Source organism: Streptomyces sp. NPDC037290 (genome assembly GCF_055603245.1).
The window spans coordinates 30,841-56,058 of sequence record NZ_JBVJVZ010000003.1 but is presented as its reverse complement, the minus strand read 5'-3'; the positions used below and the strand labels follow the sequence as shown (position 1 = coordinate 56,058).

Here is a 25,218-nt window from a genome sequence, read left to right as displayed (position 1 = left end):
ATTCCGGACCGGCGGGGTGGCACGGCCCATAGGCTGAGCCCTCTGTCCGCACTGTCTGGGGGAGTAATGACCAGTAGGTTCACCGAGTTGGTTGTCGACTGCCACGATCCGGAGGGGCTCGCGGCCTTCTGGTGCGCGGTCCTGGGCTTCAAGGTGATCGACCGCAGCGAGGGCAAGGTCGAGATCGGTTCCTGGGAGCCGACCGTCGAGGAGGTCCGGGCCCGCCAGATGCCGCCCACCCTGCTCTTTATCCGGGTGCCCGAGGGCAAGACTGTGAAGAACCGGCTCCACCTCGACGTCAGCCCGATCGACGGAAGTACCGACGACGAGGTGGCCAGGCTGCTCGGCCTCGGTGGTGCCAAGGTGGACGTGGGCCAGGACCCCGGCCGGAGCTGGGTGGTCATGGCCGACCCCGAGGGCAACGAGTTCGACGTCCTGCGCACCCTGGCACCGTCCAACTACGTGAACGGTCCCAAGGACAGGCCCTGACCCGAAGGCTGCTGTGGCATGTGGAACAAGACGAAACCGATGTGACCGTCGCGGCCTCGGCCCTGGACGAAGGCGACTTTCCGTGGGAGCTCGCTCCGGGACTCGTCCCCGTCTTCGGCGAAGACCACAGCCAGAACGAGGATCAGTACTGGGAAGCGCTCGACGAGTTCAACCTCAGAACACCGCCAGATGAGGGACGCGACATCCTGGGGTCAACTTCACCTGTCTCGCCTTCGTCTATCTCATCGTCCACGAACTGACACACATCGTCGTCCGACATGACCACGTGCTGCGGCTGACCCGCGCTGGCGAGCCACGCATCCCCCGACATCTGAGCATGAACCAACTGCGCCGTGGGATGGAGATTCAAGCCGACGTGGTGGCCGGTGAGAATTTCACCAGGTTCCTCCTGAGTGACCCGGCGACCCTCCAGTACTTCGAGCACGAGCCCCTGACCGCGCTCTACGTCGGGTCCTTCGTACAGTCAATGCTGTTCGGCACGCCGTTCGGCGTCGAGCGGTACGTGCCGGTAACGACACTGAAGTACGGCGCGGCATCCGCCTTGCGACCCCGCATGCTCCAAGACAGCCGCCTCGTCCAAGAAGTCGCTGACCTCTCCCTTCAGCTCTTGCACGACTGACAGAAACTCCGCGACGGCCGCCTCACGCAGGCACCTGGCTCAGCGCCGCAGCGTGCCGCACTCCGCCACGTCCCGGTCGGCCGATGAGGGCCGACCGGGACGCCGGGCTCAGGCGAGGTCGAACCGGTCGAGGTTCATCACCTTGTTCCACGCCGCCACGAAGTCACCTACGAACTTCTCTCCCGCATCATGCGACGCGTAGACCTCCGAGATGGCCCTGAGCTGGGAGTGCGCACCGAAGATCAGGTCGACGGCGGTGGCGGTCCACTTGACCTCGCCGGTGGCGCGGTCCCGGCCTTCGAACACGTTCTCGTCCGTGGCCGACGCCTTCCACTCCGTGCCCATGTCGAGCAGGTTGACGAAGAAGTCGTTGGTCAGGGTTCCCGGCCGGTCGGTGAAGACACCGTGGGGGGACCCCTTGAAGCCGGTGTTCAGGGCCCGCATTCCGCCGATCAGCACCGTCATCTCGGGAGCGGTCAGCGTCAGCAGGTTGGCGCGGTCCAGCATGAGGGTCTCCGGCGACAGCTTCTCGCCCGCCGGAAGGTAGTTGCGGAAGGCATCCGCCTTGGGCTCCAGCACGGCGAACGACGCCGCGTCGGTCTGCTCCTGCGAGGCGTCCGTACGCCCCGGTGCGAACGGAACCGTGATGTCGTGCCCGGCGTTCCTCGCGGCCTGCTCGACGGCCGCGCACCCGCCGAGGACGATCAGGTCGGCGAGGGAGACCCGCGTTCCGCCGGTCTGGGAGAGGTTGAAGTCCTGCTGGATCCGCTCGAGCGTGTGCAGTACCTCCGTCACCTCGGGGAGGTTGTTGAGTTCCCAGTCCTTCTGCGGCGCGAGCCGGATCCGTGCTCCGTTCGCCCCGCCGCGCTTGTCGGTGCCGCGGAAGCTTGCCGCCGACGCCCAGGCGGTGGTGACCAGCTGGGAGGCGGAAAGGCCCGAGGCGAGGATCGTGCTCTTGAGAGCAGCGATGTCCGCGTCCCCGACCAGTTCGTGATCGACGTCGGGAACGGGGTCCTGCCACAGCTGCGGCTCGGGAATCCACGGGCCGAGGTAGCGCGAGAGGGGCCCCATGTCGCGGTGCAGCAGTTTGTACCACGCCTTGCCGAACGCCACCGCGAGCTCGTCCGGGTTCTCGTGGAACCTCTTCGTGATCGGGCCGTAAACCGGGTCCACCTTCAGCGCGAGGTCCGTCGTCAGCATCATGGGGGCGTGCCGCTTCGACGGATCATGTGCGTCGCGTACGGTGTTCCGGGCCGCGGGATCCGAGGGAGTCCACTGGTGGGCGCCGGCGGGGCTGCTCGTCAGCTCCCACTCGTACCCGTAGAGATTGTCCAGGTAGCCGTTGTCCCACTTGGTCGGCTCGGTTGTCCATGCGCCCTCCAGTCCACTGGTGAGCGTGTGGGGACCGGTGCCGCTGTCGTATGTGTTCCGCCAGCCGAGGCCCTGCTGCTCGATGGGGGCGGCCTCGGGTTCCGGGCCGATGTAACTGGCGTCGACCGCGCCATGACACTTGCCGAAGGTGTGGCCGCCGACGATGAGTGCGACCGTCTCCTCGTCATTCATCGCCATGCGACCGAACGTCTCCCGAACGTCCCGTGCGGCGGCCATGGGGTCCGGGTTTCCGTTGGGCCCCTCCGGATTGACGTAGATCAGTCCCATCTGTACGGCGGCGAAAGGACCGGTGAGTTCCCTGTCGCCGCTGTAGCGCTCATCTCCGAGCCACGTGTCCTCGGGCCCCCAGAAGATCTCCTCGGGTTCCCAGATGTCATGTCGTCCGAAACCGAACCCGAACGTCTTGAACCCCATGGATTCCATGGCGCAGTTTCCGGCGAAGACCAGAAGATCGGCCCAGGAGATCTTCCGGCCGTACTTCTGTTTGACCGGCCACAGCAGACGGCGCGCCTTGTCGAGGCTCGCGTTGTCCGGCCAGCTGTTGAGGGGGGCGAAGCGCTGTGCGCCGCTGCCGCCACCGCCGCGGCCGTCCTCGATGCGGTACGTTCCCGCGGCATGCCAGCTCATCCGGATGAAGAGCGGACCGTAGTGACCGTAGTCGGCAGGCCACCAGTCCTGGGAGGTCGTCATCACCTCGAAGACGTCACGCTTCAGCGCGTCGACGTCGAGGGTCGCGAACTCTTCCGCGTAGTCGAAGTCCTCGTCCATCGGGTTGGATCGGGGTGAGTGCTGATGGAGCACCTGAAGGTCCAGCTGATTCGGCCACCAGTCCCGGTTCGTCCTGGGCCGCCGAGTCGGCGTGGGCGTCGGTGAAGGGATTGCAGGATTCTCGCTTTCACTGCCGGACATGCCCGTCCTTCTTCCTGTCTCGATTTTCCTTCTGCCGGCTGCCGCTCTCGACGTCGTTGGCTTTGCTGGGGAGAGCACCTCGACCCACACAATCAGCGCGCCATGGCGCCCACCGGCTGGAAAATGTGCTGTCTCGTGTCCGTATGGTGACGCACCGCGGACCACACCTCTGTGAAACACGCAGAGCACCCCGCGTGACAGACGTGAGAGAGGGGTCGGCTTTTCTGCTTCTGCGCCGTGACGAACGGCCTGAGTGAGCAGTTGTCGATCCCGATCGTCATCTGTGGACCGGTGGCGGGCTACGACGTGTCGTTCGGTGCCCCGGACGTACCGTCGACACCTGCCGGGCCGTCCCTCACGCCGATCGTGGTCGAGCGCGGCTGACCCCGATGGGGTCAGGGACAAGCAGACGAGCCACAGCGTCGTCGGCGCCCGGGGGACCACATCGCCGGCCAGATCCGGACCGGCGAGGAGCCCGTCTGCGCACACTTACGCAGAAGGGGGACCTTGACGCCCCGTGTCATCGCGTGCTCATCCTGCCCTGTTCACCCAGCGGACTCCACCGTCTGACCGTCTGGGGCCGTCTCGAGCGAGTGCCGGCGCAGGGCGCGAGCTGTGGTCCTGGGCGTCTTTGGTGATCGGCTGATCGAGCACTGAGGGCCCGTCAGCGAGCCGACGGGCCCCGGAAGCGGCGAGTCCGGACATCACGAGTGGGCGGCAACCGGGCCTGAGGGGCCCATGCCGCTCAGCGTGGCGGTCAGGGCCTCGTCGTCACTTGGTGAAGACGAGACTGACGTTGTGTCCGCCGAACCCGAACGAGTTCGCCAGCGCAGCAGACCACTGACCGGTGCGCCGCTCGCCACGCACCATGTCCAGTTCCACGCGCGGGTCGAGTTCGTCGAGGTTGCGCGTGGCCGGCGCCGTGCCGTCCTTGAGTGCGAACAGAGCCGCCATAGCGCCAACCGTTCCGGAAGCGCCCATCATGTGACCCGTCATCGACTTCGTGGCCGTCACCGCAGCGTGGCTGCCGATCACCCGGCCGATCGCCTCGGCCTCCGCCAGGTCACCGGACTCCGTCGAGGTGGCGTGGGCGTGCACGATCCCCATGTCCGCCGGGGTCAGGCCGGCGTCGCGCAGCGCCAGTTCCATGGCGACGGCCTGGCCTTCCGCGTCCGAGGCCGTGATGTGGTTCGCGCTCGGACCCACGGCTCTGCCGGCCAGCGTGCCCTGGGCACGTGCTCCACGGGCCCGGGCGAACTCGGGGCGTTCGAGGACCATCATTGCCCCGCCTTCGCCCATGACGAACCCGGACCGCTTGACGTCGAACGGGCGGGATATGGTCTCCGGGTCCACGGACCGCGTCGACAGGGCCTTCATCTGGGCGAATGCCGCGATGGTGAAGGGATGCAGGCATGCCTCCACCCCGCCTGCGACGACCACGTCCGCCCGCCCGCTGCGGATCAGATCCTGCCCCAGGGCGAGTGCCTCTGCCCCGGACGCACAGGCACTCACCGGAGTCCTGGCGCCTCCCTTCGCCCCCAGGTCCATGCTCACCCAAGCAGCCGGCCCGTTGGGCATCAGCATGGGGACCGTGAACTGGGACAACCGGCGAATCCCGGTGCGTTCGAAGACGTCGTCCTGCCCAGCGTGGTGAGGACACCACCGGTGCCGGTGCCAATGACGACGGCGAATCGTTCCGGCTCGACCTGCGGAGCGCCGGCGTCCTGCCAAGCTTCCCGCGCACTGAGGATGGCGACCTGCTCACCGCGGTCCAGCTTCCTGGCCTCGGCGCAACCTGGACTTCCGGGGAGGCGATCTGCGTGAGGCAGATCCGCGGGCTGCGGACTTGAGGGAGGCTAGGTTCGACCAGCGTGAGCACCCCGAGAACCGGTCACACCAGTCCCCTGACATACGTCTTCAAGTTGGCGGAGGCTCAGTGGACGGATCACGCGCCCGCGCGACGCACTGTCGCCTGGTCAAGCCGCTGAGCTTGAACAAGCCCGCCCTGCATGCCCGGACATCGCCCGGGCATGCAACCTCGCCCGCCCCGTCACCGGCACGGTCCGATATCGCCGCGGCTTTCTGCTCGCCCCATGGATCCGCCAGGCGGAACCGCGTAACCAGGCACCCATGAGGTCCTTGGCCGGCTTCCTCCGGCAGGACTTCGATCCGTTACCACCGGCCTCTCCCTCGCCTCAGTCCTGGCGTAGTCGAAGGCCCCTGGGGTGGCTGTGCCGGTCCATTCCTTCGCAGCGGCTGCTCGTATCGTTACCGCATGTCGCGCGCGGTCAGCCGCTTGGTGATCTCGGTCTTGACCGTCTCGTACAGTTCGTCTGCCGTGAAGCCGAGGTTGCGCAGGATCTGCGCGGCCGGGCTCTCCTCGGTGCGGATCAGGCCGAGCAGCGTGTGTTCTGTGCCGACCCAGTCGTGCCCGAGGTCGGCCGATGAGCGGCGTGCCTGCTCGATGGCCTCCTTGCTCTCCGGCCGGAACGCGATGTGACCGCGCAGCGCCTTTTTTCCGGCCGGCGGCAGCGCTTCCTCGATCGCGGCACGGATGCGTTGCTCCGATTCCGTTTTCGCCACCAGCACCTCGTACGCAAGGCCCCGCGGTTCGCCGAGCAGGCCGAGCAGCATGTGTTCGGTGCCAATGAAGTCGTGCTTGTGTGTTCGGGCGGCCTCCTGCGCCAGCACGATGCTGTGACGGTTCAGGTTGGTGAACCGCTCGAAGGCGGCGGGCGCGTGGCGTTGCTGGGCGGCCTGCTTGGACACCCCGATGGCGTCGCCGATCTCGGTCCATGACGCGCCGGTCTGCTTGGCCTTGCTGACGTAGTGGTCGATGAGCTGGTCACCGAGGTCGGACAGGGTCTGGGCCCGCAGTCGTGCTTCGCTGATGCGGGCCAGTTCGCTGGCGTCGGGGAGTTCCTCGTCGAGCCGGGCGATCAGGTCGGCGAGGCTGATGTCGAGTGGGCTCATGCGTCAAGTTTAAGTTGACGACCGCCCGTCGTCAACTTGTAATTGACGCCCACTTCTTGGTGCGCCCCGTAGTGGCGTGCGATGGTCCGGTGCAGCAGCTGGGCCCGATCGCGACCGACTAGATGGCTTTGGAATTGGGCTGTGAGGCTTGACGGTTGAACGCCGATTCGCCACGACTTGTCGCGATCTGTTGGAGTGCGTGGCGCAGTTGCTGCCTGTCCGTCCGCCGAAGGTGATATCGGCATCAAGCCCGACTGCCCGCCGGTGACCGTGCTGCGGCCCGTTCCCGCCGACCAGTGGGGCCACTGGCGGACTTGCGCGGCGCGAGATGGGTGGGGGGCGGGGTGTTCTGCAGCCGCACTCCGAGGAGGACGCCTCACCAGGCGGCGTGAACGTAGCGACATGACACACGCGGGAGAACTCCACAATCACGAGGAACTCATGCCCGAATCCGATGGTCATCCCATTGCCAGGGCACCTGTTGCCGGACCAGTCTCAGAGCGAAGCTCAGTCACCCGTCCTCCCGTCGGTCCGCTCCCGCAGGAAGTCGGCGTGGCCGTTGTGGCGGGCGTACTCCTGGATCATCAACACGTAGACCCAGCGCAGGCTGAGAGGAACTCCACGGGAGGACGCGAAGACCTCGTCGAGGTCGCGCCCGGCCGCCGCCGCATCGCACGCTTTGATCTCGGCCCGGAACAATCCGAAGTCCCTCTCCGCATCTGCTGCGTGAACTCCGTCGAGTCCCTCGTTGCCGTCCGACGGACCGGTGAAGACATCGCCGATGGCCTCACCTGCGAAGCTTCGCCGGAACCACCATCGTTCTATCTCCGCCATGTGCCGGACCAAGCCAAGCAGGGTGAGGTTCGAGGGTTCCACGGTCGTCCGCGCCAATTGGGTCGGTTCAAGCCCGGCGCACTTGGCCAGCAACGTTTGCCGGTGCCAGTTCAGCCAACCCTCCAGCATCTGGCGCTCAGTTACGGTGCCCAGATCACCCAACTGCTGGGTACGCTCGACCGATGGGGCTGTCCATGTCATAGATCCACTCTGCACCGCCAGGGTTTGAGCTGGCAAAAGGGCGCCGCGGTCAGGCCGTCCTTCGTGAGGGCTGTCCCATACTGATCTTTCTGTCGGCGGTGGTGAGGCGTTGCCTCAGCCGCATCGGGCTTGGTGCCCTCGCGCGCCGGGTATCGCAGGCACATGCAGGCATGGGGAGAGGCCGTGGGGGCGGGACCCCGGTGGGAGACTTTTCTGCGGGGCGTGGAGAAGCGGGCGCTGGCGGGAAATGAGCCGCAACCGTGGTGGATGCCGCGGCGCCTGCTGACCGTGGTGTCAGCCGATGTCGACGACACTGCCGGTGTCGGAGCGATCTGGATCCTGTGGCGTCCGAAGTCATCACGGATGCGTGAGCACATTGCGCTTCTGGAGTGGTTCGGCGAGCAGTGGAGGTACGTGGGGGGCAGCATTGGCTCCGGAGACGATCCTGTCGACGTCGATGTGCTCGACGTGAGCAGCGGCGGAGCCGTGCTCAGCCTCACCCGCAGCCTTGACCCTCCGCACTCCATCACCGCGGCCCCATGGATCAGTTGCGTCAAAGTGCGACTCGGGCGGGATGTGAGGCAGGTTCTCATCGGTGTCCGCCGGATCGAGGTTCCCGAGCAGCGCAGTCTCATCGCTGTTTGGAAGTCTCCCCATATCAGCCGCGGAGTCCGTCCCGTGATCGTGGCCCTGGGACACGACGGCGCCGAACTCTCCCGCATGGGACCCCATGACAGTCTGGACACTCATACGTGGGCGCGATTGGGAGAGGAGTTATAGCCGGCCTGCTTCCTGGTCTCTGTCGTACTGGCTGTCCTGGCTGTTGCCTGCCGGTCACCCAGTGAGGCGCCCTGACCTGGTTCCCGTCGGTGCGGGATGATCAGGCCGGTGCCTCGGTCGCCGCCGTTGGCTATCACCGTGAGGTGGCCGACAGCTGCCTTGGCGCCGGACAGGTGGGGATCAGGGTGCCGTCCACGATCAGCACGGTCTCCTTGCGGAACCGCTTGCGTGGTCGCAGGGCGAGTAGCGGCCCGAGATGATCGACGACCGGGCGGCAGCAGACTTTGACACCCCGAACAGCGGGGCGAGCTGCCGCAGCGTCAGGTTCGTCCGCCAGTATGCGGTGACCAGCAGAACCCGGTCCTGCAGCGGCGGGCTCCACGGCCTGCCCTTGCAGGTCGGGGCCACACCTTCGCGGTGTAGCGCGGTGACCAACTTGCCGAACTGCTGGGGGCTCAATCCAGTGAACGGGGCTATCCAGACGGCTCCGACGCCGCGATCACACCAGACATGGCAAGCTCATGGCACCCGACCAGCGGTTACGGGACAACCCTTGGTGAGAGCAGAGAACCCGAGGACGACGCGGCCAACTACGCTCCTCGGGCCGCCCCTCGGGTTGCTCCCCGGGCTGCGTGCGCCTCGGGTTCGCGCCCCGGGTCGCACGTCCGTCGTCGTTGGTCAGCCTCGCACGTGCAGTCCGAAACCCGTACGGCCCGCGGGCTCCAGTCCCTCCTTCAGGTGCAGCGAGGGAATCTCGTAGTCGCCGAAGTTCTGCCGCCGGAACGCGATCGGCTCGGTCGACTCCAGGGTGAGCAGCCGCTGCTGCCAGGCCCTCGCGACGTTCGGGTAGTCCTCGCCGGTCATCCGGTCGGCGCCGTACAGCACGAACGGCGGCAGCACCTCGATGCCCGGGTAGTAGAGGATGCCGTGGTGGATCGGGAACAGCAGATCGTCGATGGGCCCATTGATCCCGCGAGCGGCATAGTGCGACTCCGGGCCGCCGACGGTCACCGACAGCAGGGCCTTCCTGCCCGCCAGGGTGCCCTCGCCGAAGCGCTCGCCATACCTGGTGTCGCTGTGCTCGCCGACGCCGTACGCGAAGTGGTAGGTGAACACCCGGTCCACCCAGCCCTTGAGGATCGCGGGCATCGTGTACCACCACAGCGGGAACTGGAAGATGATCGTGTCGGCCCACAGGAGCTTCCGCTGCTCGGCGAGGACGTCCGGGGTGAGCGTCCCGGCGTCGAAGGCCCGGCCCGAGTCCAGGGCGACCTTCAGCGGACTTGAGGCGGCGGGACCGTAGTCCGCGGCGTCCACGACCGCCTTCCAGTTCATCGCGTACAGGTCACTGACCCGTACGTCGTGCCCGGCGGTCTCCAATGTGGACACCGCGAGGTCCTTCAGCGAGCTGTTGAGTGACTTCGGCTCCGGGTGGGCGTAGACGATCAGCGTCTTCATGGGAACGAACTCCTTCGGATCGGGTGCCTTCGATCCTGGGTGCCGCGGCGCCCGGCGTTCAGGGGCGCCTCTTCCGTAGGACGGGACTTCCTGGTAACGGCAGGACCACCTTCACGGGCGCCACCGAGGCCATACTGGGGGTATGGACGATCTTGCGAGCTTCCTGCGGACCCGGCGTTCCCGGGTCGACCCGGCGGCCGTTGGAATCCCCACCGACAGCCGCCGCCGGGTCGCAGGGCTGCGCCGCGAAGAGGTCGCACACCTGTCCGGAGTCAGCGTCGACTACTACGTACGCCTGGAGCAGGGCCGCGCGACCCAGCCCTCCGAGCAGGTCCTCGACGCCCTTGCCCGCGTTCTCGGTCTCGACGACACCGAACGCGGGCACCTCTACCGGCTCGGCCGCCAGCGCCGCCGACGCGCGAAGGTGCCGGGCGGGCGAGTTCGGCCGGAGGTGCTGCGCGTCCTCGACCTGGTCGCCGACGCACCCGCGCTGATCATGGACCATCGCCTGGACGTGCTCGCCGGAAACCGCCTTGCGGGGCTCCTCTACGGCCGGCCGGTGCCGGGCATGAACACCGCCCGGCACATCTTCCTCGAGGAGGCTGAGCGCGGGCTCTACGCGGACTGGGAGCAATGCACCCTCGACGTGGTCGGGCACCTGCGCCTGGCCGCCGGCAAATACCCCGAGGACCCCCGTCTGGCGTCGCTCATCGGCGAGTTGGCGATGGGCAGCGAGCGCTTCCGGCGCCTCTGGGCCCGCGCGGACGTGCGCGCCCGCACACACGGACGCAAGGCGTACCGGCACCCGCTGGTCGGACTGCTGGAACTGCACCAGGAGAACTTCGCCCTACCGGACGGCTCGGGCATGGAGCTGCTGGTGCTGTCCGCAGCCCCCGGCAGCCCCGCCGAGGACGGGCTGCGCCTGCTCGCGGGCCTGGGCGCGGACAGCGGTGACATGCATCCCACAGTGAACGCTCAGGGCCGCGAGTAAGGGCCCGCTCGAGCTCCAGCCTGGCGGTGACCGTCAATGGTCTCCCGAGGCACGTCGGCTCGAGGCGCCTCCGGCTTCGGATTCCGGCTCGGCCGGCCGTGGCGACCCGGTGGTGGTGGCCCAGAGCCGCTGCGACGACCGGGACGGGCATATCCGGCACGTGCTGCCGGATCGCGGCGGTGCGGCCGGCCGCGGTGGGGACACCGATCGGTGGGGACACCGATATCGTCGAGGAGGGCCGCAAGGACGTCGGCGGTGCTGCGGCTGCCCGGCTCGGCGGCCGGGGAACAGCCACCGGGAGGCGTGGTGGGCTGCGGAACCGGACACCGGGAGGCGGCTCACCCGGGCTCATCCACGAAAGCCCAAAAAAAATCGGACGGCGATGTCGAGAACCCGCGTCCGGCTCCGTCCCCGGGGTGAACGCGACCACAATGGGTCGCACGAGAACCGAGGAGAACCACGATGGCCAAGTACCTGCTGCTGAAGCACTACCGCGGCGCCCCGGCTCCGGTCAACAACGTGCCGATGGACCAGTGGAGCCCGGAGGAGATCTCGGCGCATGTGCAGTACATGAACGACTTCGCGGCCCGGCTGGAGAAGACCGGCGAGTTCATCGACGGTCAGGCGCTCGCCCCCGAGGGAACGTGGGTCCGCTACGACGGCGAGGGGCGCCCGCCGGTCACCGACGGCCCCTTCGCCGAGACCAAGGACGTCATCGCCGGCTGGATGGTGATCGACGTGGACAGCTACGAGCGCGCCGTCGAACTGGCCGGGGAGCTTTCGGCCGCCCCTGGAGCGGGCGGCAAGCCGATCCACGAGTGGCTGGAGCTGCGCCCCTTCCTGACCGCGACGCCCACCGTCACGGAGTGCCCTCATCGATGAATGAGGCCCTGCTGAGGAGTCTCACGCCGAGCGTGCTCGCCATCCTCGTCCGCCGCGGAGCCGACTTCGCGGCGGCCGAGGACGCCGTGCAGGACGCGCTGGTCGAGGCGGTCCGCGTCTGGCCGAACGAGCCGCCGCGGGACCCGAAGGGCTGGCTGGTCACCGTGGCCTGGCGCAAGTTCCTCGACGCGACCCGGGCGGACGCCGCCCGCCGCCGGCGTGAGGACCGCGTCGACGAGGAGCCGACGCCCGGGCCCGCACCCGCGGTGGACGACACGCTCCAGCTCTACTTCCTGTGCGCCCACCCGTCGCTGACCCCGGCGTCAGCGGTCGCGCTCACGCTGCGCGCCGTCGGCGGGCTGACCACCCGGCAGATCGCCGAGGCCTACCTGGTGCCCGAGGCGACCATGGCGCAGCGCATCAGCCGGGCCAAGCGCACCGTCTCCGGCGTACGCTTCGACCAGCCCGGCGACGTCGCCACCGTGCTGCGCGTCCTCTACCTCGTCTTCAACGAGGGCTACTCGGGCGACGTCGACCTCGTCGGCGAGGCCATCCGGCTCACCCGGCAGCTCGCGGCCCACATCGACCACCCCGAGGTGGCCGGGCTGCTCGCCCTCATGCTGCTCCACCACGCCAGGCGCGCCGCGCGGACCGCGGCCGACGGCAGCCTGGTGCCGCTCGCCGAGCAGGACCGCGGCCGGTGGGACACGGCGTTGATCGCCGAGGGCGTCGGGATCCTCCAGGCCGCCCTCGCCCGCGACCGGCTGGGCGAGTTCCAGGCCCAGGCCGCCATCGCGGCACTCCACGCCGACGCGCCCACCGCCGAGGAGACCGACTGGGTGCAGATCGTCGAGTGGTACGACGAGCTCACGCGCCTCACCGACAGCCCGGTCGTCCGGCTCAACCGTGCCGTCGCGGTCGGGGAGGCCGACGGACCGCGCGCCGGCCTGGCGGCGCTCGCGGCGCTGGACGCCTCACTGCCCCGCCACGCCGCGGTGGCGGCGTACCTCCACGAGCGCGACGGCGACCTGGAGACGGCGGCACGGCTGTACAGCGAGGCGGCCCACAAGGCACCCAACCTTGCCGAGCGCGACCACCTGACGCGCCAGGCCGCCCGGATCAACGCCCGCGAAGGTGCCTGACGGGGCGCGCTCGGGGGCGAAGGAGTCAGCTCGGCCGTCCAGACCGTCCGGACCGTCCAGACCGTCCGGGGCAGGCACGCCCTGATCCCTCTCTCGTGACGTGAGGGAACACTGCCCATCCGCCGATCCGGTCCCGCCGCGGCCGCGGGGTATCGGTCCCTACAACGCCCGCAAGGGCGTCGAGCCCTCGCAGCGACTCGGACGACACCGGTGGACGATCGAACGAAACCACGGCCTTCGCGCTGTTCCCCTGTCCAGCCGTACGGACGTTTGTCACTTCGCTGGGGTGTCCGAGAGTGGCCTGCTGTACAGCGCCGTGCCCATGGAGGAGCCTTCGCCGGTTACATGGGCGCGGATCGACGCAATGTAGTCGTCGCGGTTGATGCGTCCGTCGCCATCGGCGTCCAGGGCCTCGAACGCTGCTTCGGCGTTGGTGGCCGGGTTGTTCAGTGCTGTGCGCAGGGCTGTGAACTCGGGCATGTCGAGGGTGCCGTCCTGATCGGTGTCGGCGAGGTCGAAGAGGGCGCCGAGGACGGGTGCGCAGACGGTGTCGAACGCCTCGGCGCCCGCCCAGGCCGCGTATTCGTCGAAGGTCATCCCTCCGTCGCCATCGGCGTCCATCGATGCCCACGCCCGCTCGCCGAGTGTGCGTGCGGTGACGACGAGCGGGTCGTCCTCCTTGCGCCCCGTTGCCAGCGCCACGTTCCTGGTGCGTGCCATGTATTCGTCCCTGGAGACGACTCCGTCTCCGTCCGCGTCCAGCATGGCGAAGACGAGTCTCTGCGCGGCTGCCTGGTCCATCGGGATCCCTTCTGACGGGGACGTTCGGTGTGAGTGCTGTGTTCCGGTTGGGCTTACCCCTCGGCATCAGGCTCAAGGCACCCATTGGGTGTGCGCGGGGCGCGTCCCGCGTGCAGTGCGGGTCGTACGCGGGTGGTGTGCGGCAACGCGCCTGGGTGGCAGGAGTGGCCCGGGGTAGTCACGGCCTGTAGGCAGAGCGGATTCGCTGGAGGGTGGATGTTCGGTAGAGGTGGCGCGGCAGTGGCGCTGAGTTCCTTGGCCCTGGTGGGCTCGTCGGTGGTGTGGGCTCCGGCGAGCCAGGCCCATGTGCCCGAGCACAGAGATGGTGTCCTGTGCATGGGTTCCAGCACCAGCATGTATGACCCGCCATTGACTCTGCTGCCCCGCCCGACCCGCGTTCGCACACGCGCCAGTTACGGATGCGCGGTCGCTCCCGGCCGGACGGTGTCGGCCACCGGGTACCTGGAAGGTGAGTCGCCCTCAGCGTCCTGCATCACGGTAGACAGCCCCCGCCTCAGGGAAGTCGTCAGCTATGCCGACGGCAAACGGTCGTTGATCTCCTACGACAGCGGCACCAGCATCCGCGTCGCCGGCGTCCTCGTCGTCCGGCTGTCGGGCCGGGTCGTCGAGGGCCGCGGCGAAGGGCTGGCGGCGCATCGGACCGTGCCCGCGCTCCCCGGCCAGCTGCCCACGGAGTGCCTCTTGTCCGGGCTGACGGGAAGCACCGGTGAGGCGCTGTTGGAGATCGGAGCGTGACCCCGGCCGTGGTAGGGATTCCCACCGAACCCATCGGCAGCATTCCCCGGCCCGCCGAGCTCCTCGTAGCCGTGGCAGACCATGCCGCGGGCCGGATCAGCAACGAGGAACTCGCAGCTGCCCAGGAGCGCGCGGTCGCCGACACCATTCGATGCCTGGAGGAAATCGGCTCCCCGGTCGTCACCGACGGCGAACAGGCCAAACCCAGCTTCGCCACCTACCCCCTGTCCGGCCTGGACCGGCTGTCACCCGACGGCGTCGTCATTCCCTTCGCCGATGGACACCAGCGACAGCTACCCCGCCTGACGGCCGGGCCGCTGCGCTACGGCGTCCACGCCGACGGCTATCTCCGCACGGCCCTCCGGTACGCGACCGTACCGGTGAAGCAGGCCGTCATCGCGCCCTCGGCTCTCAGCCTGCTCTACCCGCCCGACGGCATCGACGGATATCCCCACGATGCCTTCCTCGACGACCTCACCAGTGAGGCCGAGACCGACATCCGACGGTGCCTGGACGCCGGCGCGCACCGCGTCCAGCTGGACTTCACCGAGGCCCGCCTTGCACTGAAACTCGACCCGGGCGGCGGACTGCTGGACCAGTTCATCGCGCTCAACAACCGGGTCCTGGAACGCTTCTCCGCCGCCGAGCAGGCCAGGATCGGCGTACACACCTGCCCCGGCGGTGACCAGGACTCCACGCACAGTCTTGACGTGGACTACACGGCCCTGTTGCCCGTCTTGCTCCGGCTCAAGGCCGGCGCCTTCTACGTGCAGCTCGCCAGCGAGCCCGAACCGGACAAGGTCCTCGCCGTCCTCGCCGATCACCTTCCCGACCAGGCCCGCGCCTTCATCGGCGTCACCGACCCGATCGATCCCCGCGTCGAGCCCCCCGAAGTGGTCCGCGACCGCGTCCTGGCCGCTGCCCGTCACTTGCCCGTCGACCGCCTGGGCACCTGCGACGACTGTGGCTTCTCACCCTTCGCCGACGACACCTCCACCTCCCGGGACACCGCCTTCGCCAAGATCCGCGCCCGCATCGAAGGCACCGCCCTGGCAGCCCACGAGCTGGGCGGCTGAATCCTAGGCGGAGGATGTGACAACACTGCGCGGGCTGAACGGCCGTGCCTGCCCACTCCGCAGGCGAATACTGCAACTCTCGAGTACCGACACTTCACCAGTGCACCATGGCCTGGCTCGCCGGCTGCCGCCGCCTCCAGCGCCGTAACCGGGCCTTCGGGTTGAGAAGGCCACCTGTCAGGCCGGCGCCTCGTTCGCCGAGCCCGTACGACTCGACGAGCGGCCCCCCCGCGGCTGCGGCGCTGGCCGGCTTGTCGACGCCGGGGTGGACTCGTACTGCGCTACCTCGCCGAGGAGTTCGGCGCCGTGGGCGCGCCAGCGGGCGATGGTGTCGGCGCTGTCGTCGACGGCGAACATGACGCGATGCAGGCCCAGCGGGTTGGCGGAGCGTTACGCGGCTCGGTGTCGGACACGGCGGGGGTGTGGTACTTCGTCGGCTCCAGCTTGCTGTGGCCGTCCGGGGCCCGCATAAAGGCCCTCGCTGTGTGCCGTGCCTTCCAGCTCCGCTGAAGAGTCACGTCTGTGAGCCCAACGACCCGATACGCGGTGGCGCTGGGTCGGCCGTGACATGACGACGGTCGCGAAGGTTGAGTGGATCGTGACGCGTCCTTCTCGGACCGTGCGCATCTCGGCGACTTGATCGAGGAAGCGGCCGACCCGTGGGCGGCACAGAGTGAGTCTGCGCTCCTGGAACGGCGCGGCCACGACCGTCAGCGGGCGGCCGGCGCCGAGCCCGATCACCAGCTGGTCTTCGTCGACCGGGGTGATCAGCACGGAGAGACACGGCCCGTCACCCGTGCAATCCCCGAGATGCGTCCTCTGCTGGCCCGGCCTGGCATTGCCGTCCCACAATGGCCCGGTGCGCGGCTCCACACGTGGTCGGCAAGGAGAAGCAGCACGCGCACTGAGGGCATCGCCGAGCAGCTCCGCCTGCACCCGAAGGTGAAAGCCGAGGCCGACGAGGGCTACCGAGGACTGGCCAAACGACCTTCGGCGGCGAAATGGCCGCCTTGGGCCCCTGGTCGCGGCCGCCTACTGTCTCAGTTCGCTGGGCGGCCCGACGGGATTCCTGAAACGGGGCGGACACGCTGGCCGATTACCGCTCGAAGTGACGGCGTGGTATCACGTTGGCTGACATCATCAGCTCCACTCGCTGCAGTTTTCAAGGCGTCAAGTGGGCGGCGAGAGGACTGGGTGCTGGTGTGAGATGTGCCGTGAGGGAGGCCTTTCGGCACGCGCACGCTGAAGGCGGTCCGCTCTGTTCGTGGAATGTCTTGGGGGCTGCTGTCGATGGGTTGGCTTCACCACACCTGGTTGGTTGATTACGTGTTACCCGCTGGTGTGAGCGCGGCCATCGCCTGGGTGGGTCTGGTGAGGGAGTTCTCCGGTAAGGGACGGCTTCTGGGCAGTTGGGCGTCGTCCGCTCTGATGCTGGTTGTGCTGGCGCTGATGGGTGCGGTCGCCGCCGGCGCGGTGGCGCTGCTGCCGCACGCGGCGTCGATTCCTCCGGTGGTTGCGGGTGCCGCGACTGGGGTCACCGCATTGCCCCGACGGAAGCAGGACGAGACCACACAGCCATACGTCAAGTTCATGACGCTGGGCATCGCCCTGGTCAGGGAGCGGTTGGCGCAGCGTGTGCACTTCGACGCCTGCGCCTGGTCGGACCGCTTCCTACGCGGTATTGAAACCTCTGCCCAGTTGATGGTGTTCGTGCACGATCTCAAGCTGTACCTGCTGGAGCGGCATCCGATCGCCGCCGAGACCAAGACGATCAACGCGATCTACGCGGACGTGGAGACGGCGATCGACACGGCGCTGGACGTGCAGGCAGGCATTGACGAGGTGTGCCGCCAGTGCGAGCGTGAGCCGACCGGTGATGAACTCATCGCCCGCCGCCAGGCGTTCGGCACCGCTCTCGCACAGTGCGGGCACCTGCTGCGCTTTGCCTACGTTCACGGCCGCCGCAGCGAGAACGAAGAGCTCCGGATCCTGCGCGCCAAGGCGATGTCCGACGACGCGTTCCACAACCCGGCGCTGCCACCACAGCGCCGCTGGCTCGACCGCTGGCTCATCCGCTGAGGAAGGCGAGGGCAGCTGCAGGCGGTCGACTTCACGACACAGCTGATGCCGAAGGGGCTCAACGGTGGGCCGACAGCCCGCTGCTCCGAAGGGACGACGAGTCCGTGCTGCTGCGGGCTTTGGTGTCCGTCGCCTGCGGTCGGGCACAGAAGGTGATCTGGATGTCGGCATCCAGCGCCTCCGCCACGGCGGCGAGCGTCCGGACCGTCAGGTTCGCGTCGCCGGACATGATCTGGCTGACGCGGCCTGGGCTGACGCCCATGGCCGCCGCCAGATCGGAGCGGGTCTTGCCCTGCCCTGCCAGTAGGCCGGCCAGCGAGGCCGTAGCCTGCCGAGCTATCCGGGAAGCCGCTAGGGTGGTCCGGCTCTCGTCACGGGCAAAAATGCCCATGATTCACCCCCAACTCATGAAGAGACAACGCTCGTTGCCACTCCATCAGCATGCCACCTTTAGCTATACCTAAAAACTCAGTTGGTGAAAAATCTACGCCGGAGACATCCCATCCGGGGCGCTGACCTGCGGGAGTACACCGGGAAAGTGGCGCAAAGTCACTCTGATGGGTCAATGGTCGGCGTTGCTGCCGTCTTGCTGTAGCCCTGTGCAGGGCCGTCTGGGAGATCGACGGCATACGTGCCGCCTCAGCGAGACACCTCGTCGGAGGAGTGCGGGGAAAGGAACTTCCTGGCCTTGCGGGCCAGGGTTGCAGTGAAGTACTCACGTGGGTCGGGCCGCAACCGAGCCAGGGTGACCATGCCCGTGATGATGGCGTCTGCCACCTCGTCCTGGACGTCCCCCCATGTGTGACTGTGGCCCTTTCGGGGGTTGGTGCCCCGGGCGCCGATGACGGCCTGCGCGGCCTCGCCCACCTCTTCGGCGAGCTTGAGGACCTGCAGGGACCATTGCTCCTCTGGCTGGAGTCCCCTCTCGGCGTCGAGGCCCGTGAACGTGTCGGCCAGACGGCGGATCGTGTCCCACACGTCGGTGGTGGTGGCGCGCGCGTGGTGACCGCGGGTTTGTGGGTGCACTGCGGTTTTGCGCATGAGCGCCGAATCGCTGACGAATCCCAGTCCCTCGTACAGGGACCTGGATTCGTCACTGGCGTGCAGTTCGAAGAGGGTGACGCCCTCCTGCCCCAGATCGTCGAGGAGCGTGGTGAGGGCGGCCCTGGCGTAGCCACGGCGTCGGTGGCTGGGTTGCGTGGCCACAGCCTGGATGCGTGCGGACAGTCCCTCCGGGTACCGGGGGGCGGGCAGTACGGGGCTGACCAGAGCCAGGGCGCAGGTCGCGACCCCTCCCTCCGGTGCGTCTACGACGTAGGCCCGGGCGTCGCCACCCGGCTGGAGCCGTTCGGCCAGCTGGTCTCGGCAGAGGGACAGCCAGGCCGAGTCGAGCGGTTCGGAGAGGATCAGCTCGGATCGCAGGCGGGTGATGCCTTCGGCGTCGGCGGGCGTGGCTCGGCGTGGAGTGGTCATGGGATCGGTCCTTGTAGGGGGCCACGGTGTGGCCGTCCGGGCGTTCCTGCCCGTTCAGGGTTCGGGTCACGCGGACGGGGTCGTGGGCGGGTCGGTGATGGGGGTGAAGTGGGCGGGGGTGTGGTCGATCGGCAGGCCCGGACGCCAGGCGGTGAGGATCTGGGCGCTGCACTCGAACAGGTCCGGGGGCAGGGCGTCCAGCGGCCACCAGCGCCAGTCACCGACGCTCTCGCCGGGCTGGTCGGCCGGCTCGCCTTGCCAGTGGGTGACGAGCGCGCCCCAGGTGATGCGGACGACGCCGCCGACCTGGTCGAGGAGCATGCCCAGGAGGCGGACGCCGGCGGGGTCGGCGGACAGGCCGGTCTCCTCGGCGAGTTCGCGTACGACGGCCTCCTGCAACGACTCGCCCGGCTCCACGGTCCCGCCGGGCAGCTCTCGTGTACCCAGCCGGTGCCGGCCCAGGAGGATGCCCTTGGGCCCGAACAGCACGGCGCCGACGCCGACGGCCGCGTGGGCGACGGGTGGTTTCGGGGTGCGGGGACGGGCCGTGATCCGGGCCGGCCGGTGGACCTGGAAGAGCCGGTAGGAGGCGTGGTTGTTCTTCTCCGGCGCGTCGAGGACGGTGACGCCCCGCACGCGGAGCCCGTATCGCACGAGCAGGTCTTCCCACAGCTCGGCTGTGAGTACCCACATGTGCACCGTGAGATCGTCGCCACCGGCCAAGTGCAGGATCTCCGGGCGCGGGGTGACGGTCGAGGTGGGCCCATCACCAGTGGAGTTGGTGTGCAGCACGGTGAAGCACAGCCGTCCGCCCGGTCGGAGAGCGGTCACGAGGGCGGGCAGGAGCCGGTGCGGGTCGAGGAAGTGGAAGGTGCTGAGGGAGTAGATCACGTCGTACGGCGCCGCCGTGCCCAGGTGCTCGACAACGTCGGAGTGGACCAGCCGTAGTCCCGGTGCATCGGGGTATCGGATGCGCGCTCTCTCGATCTGGCTGCGAGAACCATCGACGCCGTCCACCTGCGCACCGTAGGTGCGGGCCAGGTGTGCGGCCTGCCGACCAGGGCCGCAGCCGATGTCCAGGACGCGCAGGCCCCTGAGGTCCCCGAGCATGGCATCCCCCGGCCCATGCGCGGCAGGGCCCCAGGTGATCTGGTCCACTTCCGTCAGGGGCGTACCGCGCCCCAGGTGGTGTGTTCCGTAGGCTTCCCAGGCGAGGCGGTTCTGAAGTTCGAAGTCCAACGTGTAGACCTCCAAGCTGAGTTCAGGGGCGGAGTGCGTAGCAGCGCAGCACGTCGAGATCGGCGCTGCGTACGACGGACCAGCCCGCGGTGAGTGTCTCGGCCTCGGCGGGTGTGATCCCGAGGTGCCTGTACGGATCGTTCTCCTGGTGTCGGCCCACGAGTACGGTGACGACCCAGAAGGTCCCGCCGGGCGCCAGGACCTGCCGGACGCGGTCGAGGAAGGCCGTTTTGTCGTCCATCCACCGGTAGACCAGGCGGCAGGTGACGACCGCGTACGCGGGGTCCGGCAGGGAGCTGAGGTCATCGGAGGCGAAGTCCATCAGGCGCCAGGTCGGCCCCTCGCCCTGCTGGGCCTTCCGGGCGGCCGCGATGGCGGTGGGTGCGAAGTCGATGCCGGTGGTGCGGTAACCGAGCTGGTGGAGGTGGCGGGCGACGGAGCCCTCGCCGGTGCCGATGTCGAGTGCCGGGCGTCCGCGGCCCGGTCCGACATGGTCGGCCAGCAGCGAGGCCTCGGTGCTGGTGACCTCCCGATACCGGCGTCCGCCGGCCCAGAGCGGCTCCCAGTAGTCGGCGGTGCCTGGGGTGGTCGCCATGCGGCTCCTTTGCTGGCGGGCGGGACGGCCGGGATCTTGGTCCTGGTTCCTTGGGCCGGGCGGTGATGCGCGGGCAGGGCGTGGCGCGGTGCGTGCGCTGCCGGTGCTGGACGTGTGCCGGGATCCAGTTCCGTGATGGCTGGGGGGAGTCGTCACGCTGGGGCCTTCCGAGCGGGTCATGCGGGATCTGCGACGGTGGGGGAGGCGGGGCGGGGGATGATGGTGCCGGCAGGGGCGTACTGGGCGGCTTGCGCGTCGAACATCGAGGCGTAGCGCCCTTGGGCCGCCATGAGTTCGTCGTGGTTGCCGTGCTCGACGAGCCGTCCGTGGTGCAGGACGTAGATGCGGTCGGCGTAGCGGACGCCGGACATACGGTGAGTGACCAGGACGACGGCCCGGTTCGGGGCGGCGAGCCGGCGGATGCGGTCGAAAGCGGCGATCTCGGCTTCCGGGTCGAGGGCGGAGGTGGGCTCGTCCACGATGAGGATGCTGTCGGCATCCGAGGTGGAGCTGCGCCAGTGGGTCCGGGCGAGCCCGATCTTCTGCCACTCGCCGCCGGACAGTTCGCTCGCGCCGCGGAACATCCGGGCCAACAGGCTGTGCAGGCCGTCGGGAAGTTTCGCGATGACCGGTCCGGCACCCGCGTAGTCGACGGACGGCTGAAGGTCCTCCGGACCGGCTTCCCGGGTGGGCCGGCCGATCCGGATGTTCAACGCCGCTGTCACGGGCCAGCGTTGAAAGTCCTGGGTGAGCAGCGCGACGCGGGCGAAGACCTCGGAGCGGTCGAGGGAGGCGACGTCGGCATCGCCCCACAACACCGTCCCGCTCTGCGGCAGCAGCAGGCCCGACAACACCTTCATCAGAGTGCTCTTGCCGGAGCCGTTCTCGCCGACCACGGCGGTGACCGAGCCCATGGGCAGGGTGAGAGACACCCCGTCGAGGGCGGGGGCTTCCCGGTCCGGGTAGCGGTAGATGACCTGGTCGAGGACGACCTGCTTCACCTCGGCCGGAACGGAACCGCCCCCGCTGGGAATGGTGCGGCGTGCCGCCTCGTCCAGGAACCGGGCGTGGTCGCGGACGTAGAGGGACTCCTCGTGCAACTGGTTGACGTTCATCACCAGCGCGCCCAGGCTCGCCGAGCCGGACCTGACGGCGATGACGGCGGTCCCGGCCACGGCCAGACCCATGTGCCCACTCATGATCAGCCAGAACATGGCCGCGTACGTCGCGGCCATGGCGAGGCCGGACAGCGCGGCGGCCACCCACTCGGTGACGGCCTTGCCGGAGGCCAGCCGCTCCTGCTCGGCCTCGGCGCTCTCGGCCATCCGCTCGTAACGGCTGAGCAGGAACGGCCCGACGGCGTGGATGCGCACCTCCTGCGCGGCGGTGCGCTCCGTGAGCAGGTTGCCGATGAGGCGGCTGGCCCGCACGTGCTCGACCCAGTTCATCACCGACACGTACCGCTCCTGCGCCACCCGCATCGCGCCCCAGCCGCGCGGCGCCGCGATCAGGATCAGCATCGGCAGCAGCACGGGGTGGAGGATGGTGAGCACGCCGGCCGTGGAGATCAGGGAGATGGTCCCGTTCAGCGCGGCCACACAGGCGCTGATCATGCGGCGGGCGGATCCGGCGCCGTACTGGGCGACGTCGATCAGCCGCCGGAACTCCGGGTCCTCGATGGCCTCCAGCTCCACGGACGCGGCGGCGGCCAGGTACTGGGTCGTGGCGATCCGCTCGACCAGCGGCTCCAGTCGGCCCGCCCGCGAGGTGGACCATCCGGCCAGGCCCGAGTTGACCACGGCAGCTCCGGCGGCGGCGAGCAGGCCCGGCAGAACTGCGTGCAGCCGCTGGCCGGGCGTGCCCGAGCCGAGCAGCGCGTGCATGACGGCGTTGACAGCGAGCAATCCGACGGCCGCTGTGACACCCTGGCCGATCTCGCTGATGGCGACCGTGAGCAGTGCGCGGCGGTCCGCCTGCCACGCCATCCGCAAGGTCGCCCCGACCAGCCTCGGCATGGAGCGCAGAGCCGACACCATCGTCAAGTCGAGCCAGGCACGCTCGTGTTCCGACCAGCCCGAGTCATAGCGCAGAGGACCGCCGAAAAGCTCCTGCTCGGCGTCGGAGACCTCCGGCTCGGCCATCCGCACGCGTCCGAAGAACCTCTTCACAGCGCGCCTCCTCGCACGGGCCGGTTCAGCGCCCGGAGAGTCGGCGTGGGCAGCCACCGCGTCCTGGTGACCGTGATCATCCGCACGGCGGGCCTGCGGCCGGACCCCTCGCGGCACGAGCACTCCTCGCTCCGGGCCACGTCAGGGGGAGTCGCATGTGCTTGTGTCCTGGCCGAAGTCAACGTGGTCCCCCTTGACGGTTGCGTGGCTGGCAGCTCGTACGGTTCAACGAGCCGACCGGAATTTCGAACACATGTGTTTCGGTCGTGTTGGTAACCCCGGGATTGAGCGCGCGCCGGAGCTTGCGGGTTGCATCGACCCTTGCGGCCCCTGGGCCGGGCGCTGGAGCGGCGGTGGCCAAAACGCCGAGCGTGCCGCTGCTCGGGCGCCCGGGGCGTCTGCAGGCCTTGCGCCCGAGGAGCAGTTGGTTGCGGCCGAGGGCGGCGAGGTCCTCGAAGATTCTTCGCGCGGTGGCCTTCTGACGTTCCACACCCTGCTCTGGGGCGGCCCCGCCGGCCTCAAGGGCGGCACCCGCACGACGGGCGCGGATGCCGGACCGCCGGGAGGCGCGACACAAAGATCAGCACAACCGTTCGTGCCCGTCAGTGGTCTTGGTGGGGGCAATCTATCGAGATCTTCTATGGGGGAACGGACATGCGCAGCCATATCCGTCACGCCGTCGTGATCGCCGCGGCGGCCACGACGATCACCGCTGTCACGGGGGGCCTGGTGGTCTCCACCGGTGCCCGGGCCGACGCCGTCGGCACGGGTCCCGCGCCGACCCGGTACGCCGACGATTTCAACGGTGACGGGTACCACGACCTGGCGATCGGCGCCCCGGACGGCACGGTGAACATCACCGGTCCGGACGGGAACCCCGCTCAGGCCCCGAGCGCGGGGTACGTCACCGTCTCGTACGGCTCGAAGTACGGCGCCCAGAAGACGGGCCTGAAGGCCATCACCCGGAACAGCCCAGGCGTTCCGGGGGACGCGGGGCAGGACCAGCGGTTCGGCCGGACGCTCGCCAGCGGCGACTTCAACGCCGACGGCTACGCGGACCTCGCAGTCGCCTCGCACGACGGGGTCCGCGACGAGGTCACCCTGCTCTGGGGCGGCCCCGCCGGCCTCAAGGGCGGCACCCGCATGACCGGCGCGGATGCCGGACCCGGTTTCGGCGCGGTGCTCAAGGCGGGTGACTTCACCGGGGACGGGAAGACCGATCTGATCGTCGGCTACTCCACGGCGATCCGCCTGTTCCGGGGTCCGTTCAAGGCGGACGGTTCGCCCACCTCGGTCCAACCGGTGGACGTGGGTGCCGCGTTCACCTACAGGGACGCCCAGAAGCGGTTGGCCGTCGGCCGGATCAACAAGGGCGCCGTCGACGACCTGGTGGTGCTGGGCGAGGACCGCCGGCAGGGCCGGGTGCTGCTCGGCGGCGCGTCCGGGCTGCGCCGGACGGCGGTCACCGTCCCGGGCGGCAACAGCGTCGTGGTCGCCGACTTCGACAAGGACGGGTACGGCGACATCGCGGTGGGCGACTGGACGTACCAGAAGGATTCCGAGCGCAACGCGGGCCGGGTCCGGATCAGCTACGGCGCCTCCGGCGGCGTGGACGAGAACCGTGCCACCAAGGTGTTCACCGAGGACAGCACCGGCGTTCCGGGCGGAGTGGAGGCTGGGGACGTCTTCGGCGCCGACATCGCCGCGGGAGACCTCAACCGCGACGGCTACTCCGATCTGATCGTCGGCGCTCCCGGCGAGCGGCACGCCACCTGCGAGTGCTACATCAGCGGGGGCGGCATGTACGTGCTCAAGGGCTCGGCCAAGGGGGTGACCGGCACCGGTGCCGCGTTCTACGGCTACGACGCGGCCGGCCTGCCCCGCCCCGCCGGTGTCTACCGCATCCCCGACCTGCTCAAGACCACGGACCTGAACGGGGACGGGCAGCCCGAGATCGCCCTGCCGGTCCGGGCGAACACGTCGGAAGTCTGGTCGGTCGGGACGAAAGACGGCAAGGTCGCCGGAACCACGCCCACCCGCGTGGTGAAGCCTCCGGTCGACCCCCAGCTCGCTGGGCCCGGGAACGAGTTCGGCGTGCTCACCCGCTGACCGGCCCCTGACCTGCTCATCGACGCTCCAAACCCCCAGGGCCCCTCGCTCGCCCGGCTGGCGACATGGTCCCTCGGGGGCGGGCCACCAGCAACGGTCCCCGTCAGCCGCGGTTGGCGCCGTACCGGACCACCACGGCCGGCCTGCTTGTTCCGCCCCGCCGGACGGCAGCTTCTCCAGGCCCAGGCGGATGACGGGGCCGTCCATGACAAGTAGGCGGCCCATCGTGCT

General features: G+C 69.0%; 24 protein-coding genes and 3 pseudogenes. 13 read left to right on the top strand and 14 right to left on the bottom strand.

The annotated features are described in order from the left end of the window. Positions 1–66 precede the first annotated feature (66 nt). From ACZ7HQ_RS10970 to ACZ7HQ_RS10960, 3 genes are read left to right on the top strand one after another with little or no spacing between them, the layout of a single operon-like run. Positions 67–489 carry a VOC family protein gene (locus ACZ7HQ_RS10970; protein WP_470987216.1) on the top strand — a complete coding sequence of 141 codons (423 nt, stop codon included), beginning with the start codon at positions 67–69 and terminating at the stop codon, positions 487–489. Positions 490–509: 20 nt separating this feature from the next. Beyond that, a complete protein-coding gene (locus ACZ7HQ_RS10965) occupies positions 510–749 on the top strand; it encodes a hypothetical protein (protein WP_470987215.1) in 240 nt (79 codons plus the stop codon). A 26-nt stretch (positions 750–775) separates the two neighbouring features. Further along, the gene (locus tag ACZ7HQ_RS10960; protein ID WP_470987214.1) at positions 776–1,129 is read left to right on the top strand and encodes a hypothetical protein; all 354 of its coding nucleotides are present in this window, start codon (positions 776–778) and stop codon (positions 1,127–1,129) included. Positions 1,130–1,237: 108 nt separating this feature from the next. Here ACZ7HQ_RS10960 and katG read toward each other — a convergent pair whose 3' ends face one another. After that, a complete protein-coding gene (katG, locus tag ACZ7HQ_RS10955) occupies positions 1,238–3,430 on the bottom strand; it encodes a catalase/peroxidase HPI (protein ID WP_470987213.1) in 2,193 nt (730 codons plus the stop codon). A gap of 237 nt (positions 3,431–3,667) precedes the next feature. Between katG and ACZ7HQ_RS10950 the strand changes: the two genes are divergently transcribed. Continuing rightward, positions 3,668–3,814 (top strand): hypothetical protein, encoded by a 147-nt coding sequence (locus ACZ7HQ_RS10950; RefSeq protein ID WP_470987211.1) that lies wholly within the window; start codon positions 3,668–3,670, stop codon positions 3,812–3,814. Between the two features lie 387 nt (positions 3,815–4,201). On the opposite strand, the gene ACZ7HQ_RS10945 is transcribed toward ACZ7HQ_RS10950, so the two are convergent. The 4 genes from ACZ7HQ_RS10945 to ACZ7HQ_RS10930 all read right to left on the bottom strand — a co-directional run bounded on the left by ACZ7HQ_RS10945 (position 4,202) and on the right by ACZ7HQ_RS10930 (position 7,438). After that, the gene (locus ACZ7HQ_RS10945) at positions 4,202–5,008 is read right to left on the bottom strand and encodes a beta-ketoacyl-[acyl-carrier-protein] synthase family protein (RefSeq protein ID WP_470988876.1); all 807 of its coding nucleotides are present in this window, start codon (positions 5,006–5,008) and stop codon (positions 4,202–4,204) included. Next, complete coding sequence (locus tag ACZ7HQ_RS10940) at positions 5,008–5,181, bottom strand: hypothetical protein (RefSeq protein ID WP_470988872.1); 174 nt, start codon at positions 5,179–5,181, stop codon at positions 5,008–5,010. Before ACZ7HQ_RS10940 ends, ACZ7HQ_RS10945 begins: the two co-directional genes overlap by 1 nt. Before the next feature lie 517 nt (positions 5,182–5,698). Further along, the gene (locus ACZ7HQ_RS10935; protein ID WP_470987209.1) at positions 5,699–6,403 is read right to left on the bottom strand and encodes a Clp protease N-terminal domain-containing protein; all 705 of its coding nucleotides are present in this window, start codon (positions 6,401–6,403) and stop codon (positions 5,699–5,701) included. Between the two features lie 507 nt (positions 6,404–6,910). Beyond that, positions 6,911–7,438, bottom strand: a complete 528-nt coding sequence (locus ACZ7HQ_RS10930; RefSeq protein ID WP_470987208.1) for a DinB family protein — start codon at positions 7,436–7,438, stop codon at positions 6,911–6,913. A 222-nt stretch (positions 7,439–7,660) separates the two neighbouring features. Here ACZ7HQ_RS10930 and ACZ7HQ_RS10925 point away from each other — a divergent pair, with 222 nt between their 5' ends. Then, complete coding sequence (locus ACZ7HQ_RS10925) at positions 7,661–8,218, top strand: hypothetical protein (RefSeq protein WP_470987206.1); 558 nt, start codon at positions 7,661–7,663, stop codon at positions 8,216–8,218. Positions 8,219–8,289: 71 nt separating this feature from the next. On the opposite strand, the pseudogene ACZ7HQ_RS10920 reads toward ACZ7HQ_RS10925, so the two are convergent. Next, positions 8,290–8,730: pseudogene (locus ACZ7HQ_RS10920) on the bottom strand (transposase family protein); the annotation flags it as partial. A 166-nt stretch (positions 8,731–8,896) separates the two neighbouring features. After that, positions 8,897–9,676, bottom strand: a complete 780-nt coding sequence (locus tag ACZ7HQ_RS10915) for an NAD(P)H-dependent oxidoreductase (RefSeq protein ID WP_470987204.1) — start codon at positions 9,674–9,676, stop codon at positions 8,897–8,899. A gap of 142 nt (positions 9,677–9,818) precedes the next feature. Here ACZ7HQ_RS10915 and ACZ7HQ_RS10910 point away from each other — a divergent pair, with 142 nt between their 5' ends. From ACZ7HQ_RS10910 to ACZ7HQ_RS10895, 4 genes and pseudogenes are all read left to right on the top strand, one after another. Beyond that, the gene (locus tag ACZ7HQ_RS10910) at positions 9,819–10,667 is read left to right on the top strand and encodes a helix-turn-helix transcriptional regulator (RefSeq protein WP_470987202.1); all 849 of its coding nucleotides are present in this window, start codon (positions 9,819–9,821) and stop codon (positions 10,665–10,667) included. A 462-nt stretch (positions 10,668–11,129) separates the two neighbouring features. Next, positions 11,130–11,549, top strand: coding sequence for a YciI family protein (locus ACZ7HQ_RS10905; RefSeq protein WP_470987201.1), 420 nt, complete (start codon positions 11,130–11,132; stop codon positions 11,547–11,549). Then, a complete protein-coding gene (locus tag ACZ7HQ_RS10900; protein WP_470987199.1) occupies positions 11,546–12,691 on the top strand; it encodes an RNA polymerase sigma factor in 1,146 nt (381 codons plus the stop codon). Before ACZ7HQ_RS10905 ends, ACZ7HQ_RS10900 begins: the two co-directional genes overlap by 4 nt. Before the next feature lie 139 nt (positions 12,692–12,830). After that, a pseudogene (locus tag ACZ7HQ_RS10895) lies at positions 12,831–12,923 on the top strand (IS5/IS1182 family transposase); the annotation flags it as partial. Positions 12,924–12,964: 41 nt separating this feature from the next. Here ACZ7HQ_RS10895 and ACZ7HQ_RS10890 read toward each other — a convergent pair. Next, the gene (locus ACZ7HQ_RS10890; protein WP_470987197.1) at positions 12,965–13,492 is read right to left on the bottom strand and encodes an EF-hand domain-containing protein; all 528 of its coding nucleotides are present in this window, start codon (positions 13,490–13,492) and stop codon (positions 12,965–12,967) included. A 336-nt stretch (positions 13,493–13,828) separates the two neighbouring features. Between ACZ7HQ_RS10890 and ACZ7HQ_RS10885 the strand changes: the two genes are divergently transcribed. Continuing rightward, complete coding sequence (locus ACZ7HQ_RS10885) at positions 13,829–14,248, top strand: hypothetical protein (RefSeq protein ID WP_470987195.1); 420 nt, start codon at positions 13,829–13,831, stop codon at positions 14,246–14,248. Beyond that, complete coding sequence (locus tag ACZ7HQ_RS10880) at positions 14,245–15,324, top strand: cobalamin-independent methionine synthase II family protein (RefSeq protein WP_470987194.1); 1,080 nt, start codon at positions 14,245–14,247, stop codon at positions 15,322–15,324. The genes ACZ7HQ_RS10885 and ACZ7HQ_RS10880 overlap by 4 nt, the downstream gene beginning before the upstream one ends. 264 nt (positions 15,325–15,588) lie before the next feature. Here ACZ7HQ_RS10880 and ACZ7HQ_RS10875 read toward each other — a convergent pair. After that, positions 15,589–15,800 (bottom strand): annotated as a pseudogene (locus ACZ7HQ_RS10875) (VOC family protein); the annotation flags it as partial. Between the two features lie 865 nt (positions 15,801–16,665). Here ACZ7HQ_RS10875 and ACZ7HQ_RS10870 point away from each other — a divergent pair. Further along, positions 16,666–17,403 carry a hypothetical protein gene (locus ACZ7HQ_RS10870; RefSeq protein ID WP_470987193.1) on the top strand — a complete coding sequence of 246 codons (738 nt, stop codon included), beginning with the start codon at positions 16,666–16,668 and terminating at the stop codon, positions 17,401–17,403. A 58-nt stretch (positions 17,404–17,461) separates the two neighbouring features. Here ACZ7HQ_RS10870 and ACZ7HQ_RS10865 read toward each other — a convergent pair whose 3' ends face one another. From ACZ7HQ_RS10865 to ACZ7HQ_RS10845, 5 genes are all read right to left on the bottom strand, one after another. Next, positions 17,462–17,794: a helix-turn-helix domain-containing protein gene (locus ACZ7HQ_RS10865; protein ID WP_470987192.1), complete on the bottom strand. Its 333-nt coding sequence runs from the start codon at positions 17,792–17,794 to the stop codon at positions 17,462–17,464. Positions 17,795–18,042: 248 nt separating this feature from the next. After that, positions 18,043–18,876, bottom strand: a complete 834-nt coding sequence (locus ACZ7HQ_RS10860; protein ID WP_470987191.1) for a GNAT family N-acetyltransferase — start codon at positions 18,874–18,876, stop codon at positions 18,043–18,045. Between the two features lie 66 nt (positions 18,877–18,942). Next, a complete protein-coding gene (locus ACZ7HQ_RS10855) occupies positions 18,943–20,115 on the bottom strand; it encodes a bifunctional class I SAM-dependent methyltransferase/NUDIX hydrolase (protein ID WP_470987190.1) in 1,173 nt (390 codons plus the stop codon). Positions 20,116–20,137: 22 nt separating this feature from the next. Then, positions 20,138–20,710, bottom strand: a complete 573-nt coding sequence (locus tag ACZ7HQ_RS10850; protein ID WP_470987189.1) for a class I SAM-dependent methyltransferase — start codon at positions 20,708–20,710, stop codon at positions 20,138–20,140. A 176-nt stretch (positions 20,711–20,886) separates the two neighbouring features. Continuing rightward, entirely contained in the window at positions 20,887–22,878 is a 1,992-nt protein-coding gene (locus ACZ7HQ_RS10845; protein ID WP_470987188.1) for an ABC transporter ATP-binding protein, read from the bottom strand. A gap of 654 nt (positions 22,879–23,532) precedes the next feature. Between ACZ7HQ_RS10845 and ACZ7HQ_RS10840 the strand changes: the two genes are divergently transcribed. Further along, the gene (locus ACZ7HQ_RS10840; RefSeq protein ID WP_470987186.1) at positions 23,533–24,987 is read left to right on the top strand and encodes an FG-GAP-like repeat-containing protein; all 1,455 of its coding nucleotides are present in this window, start codon (positions 23,533–23,535) and stop codon (positions 24,985–24,987) included. Positions 24,988–25,218: the final 231 nt, after the last annotated feature.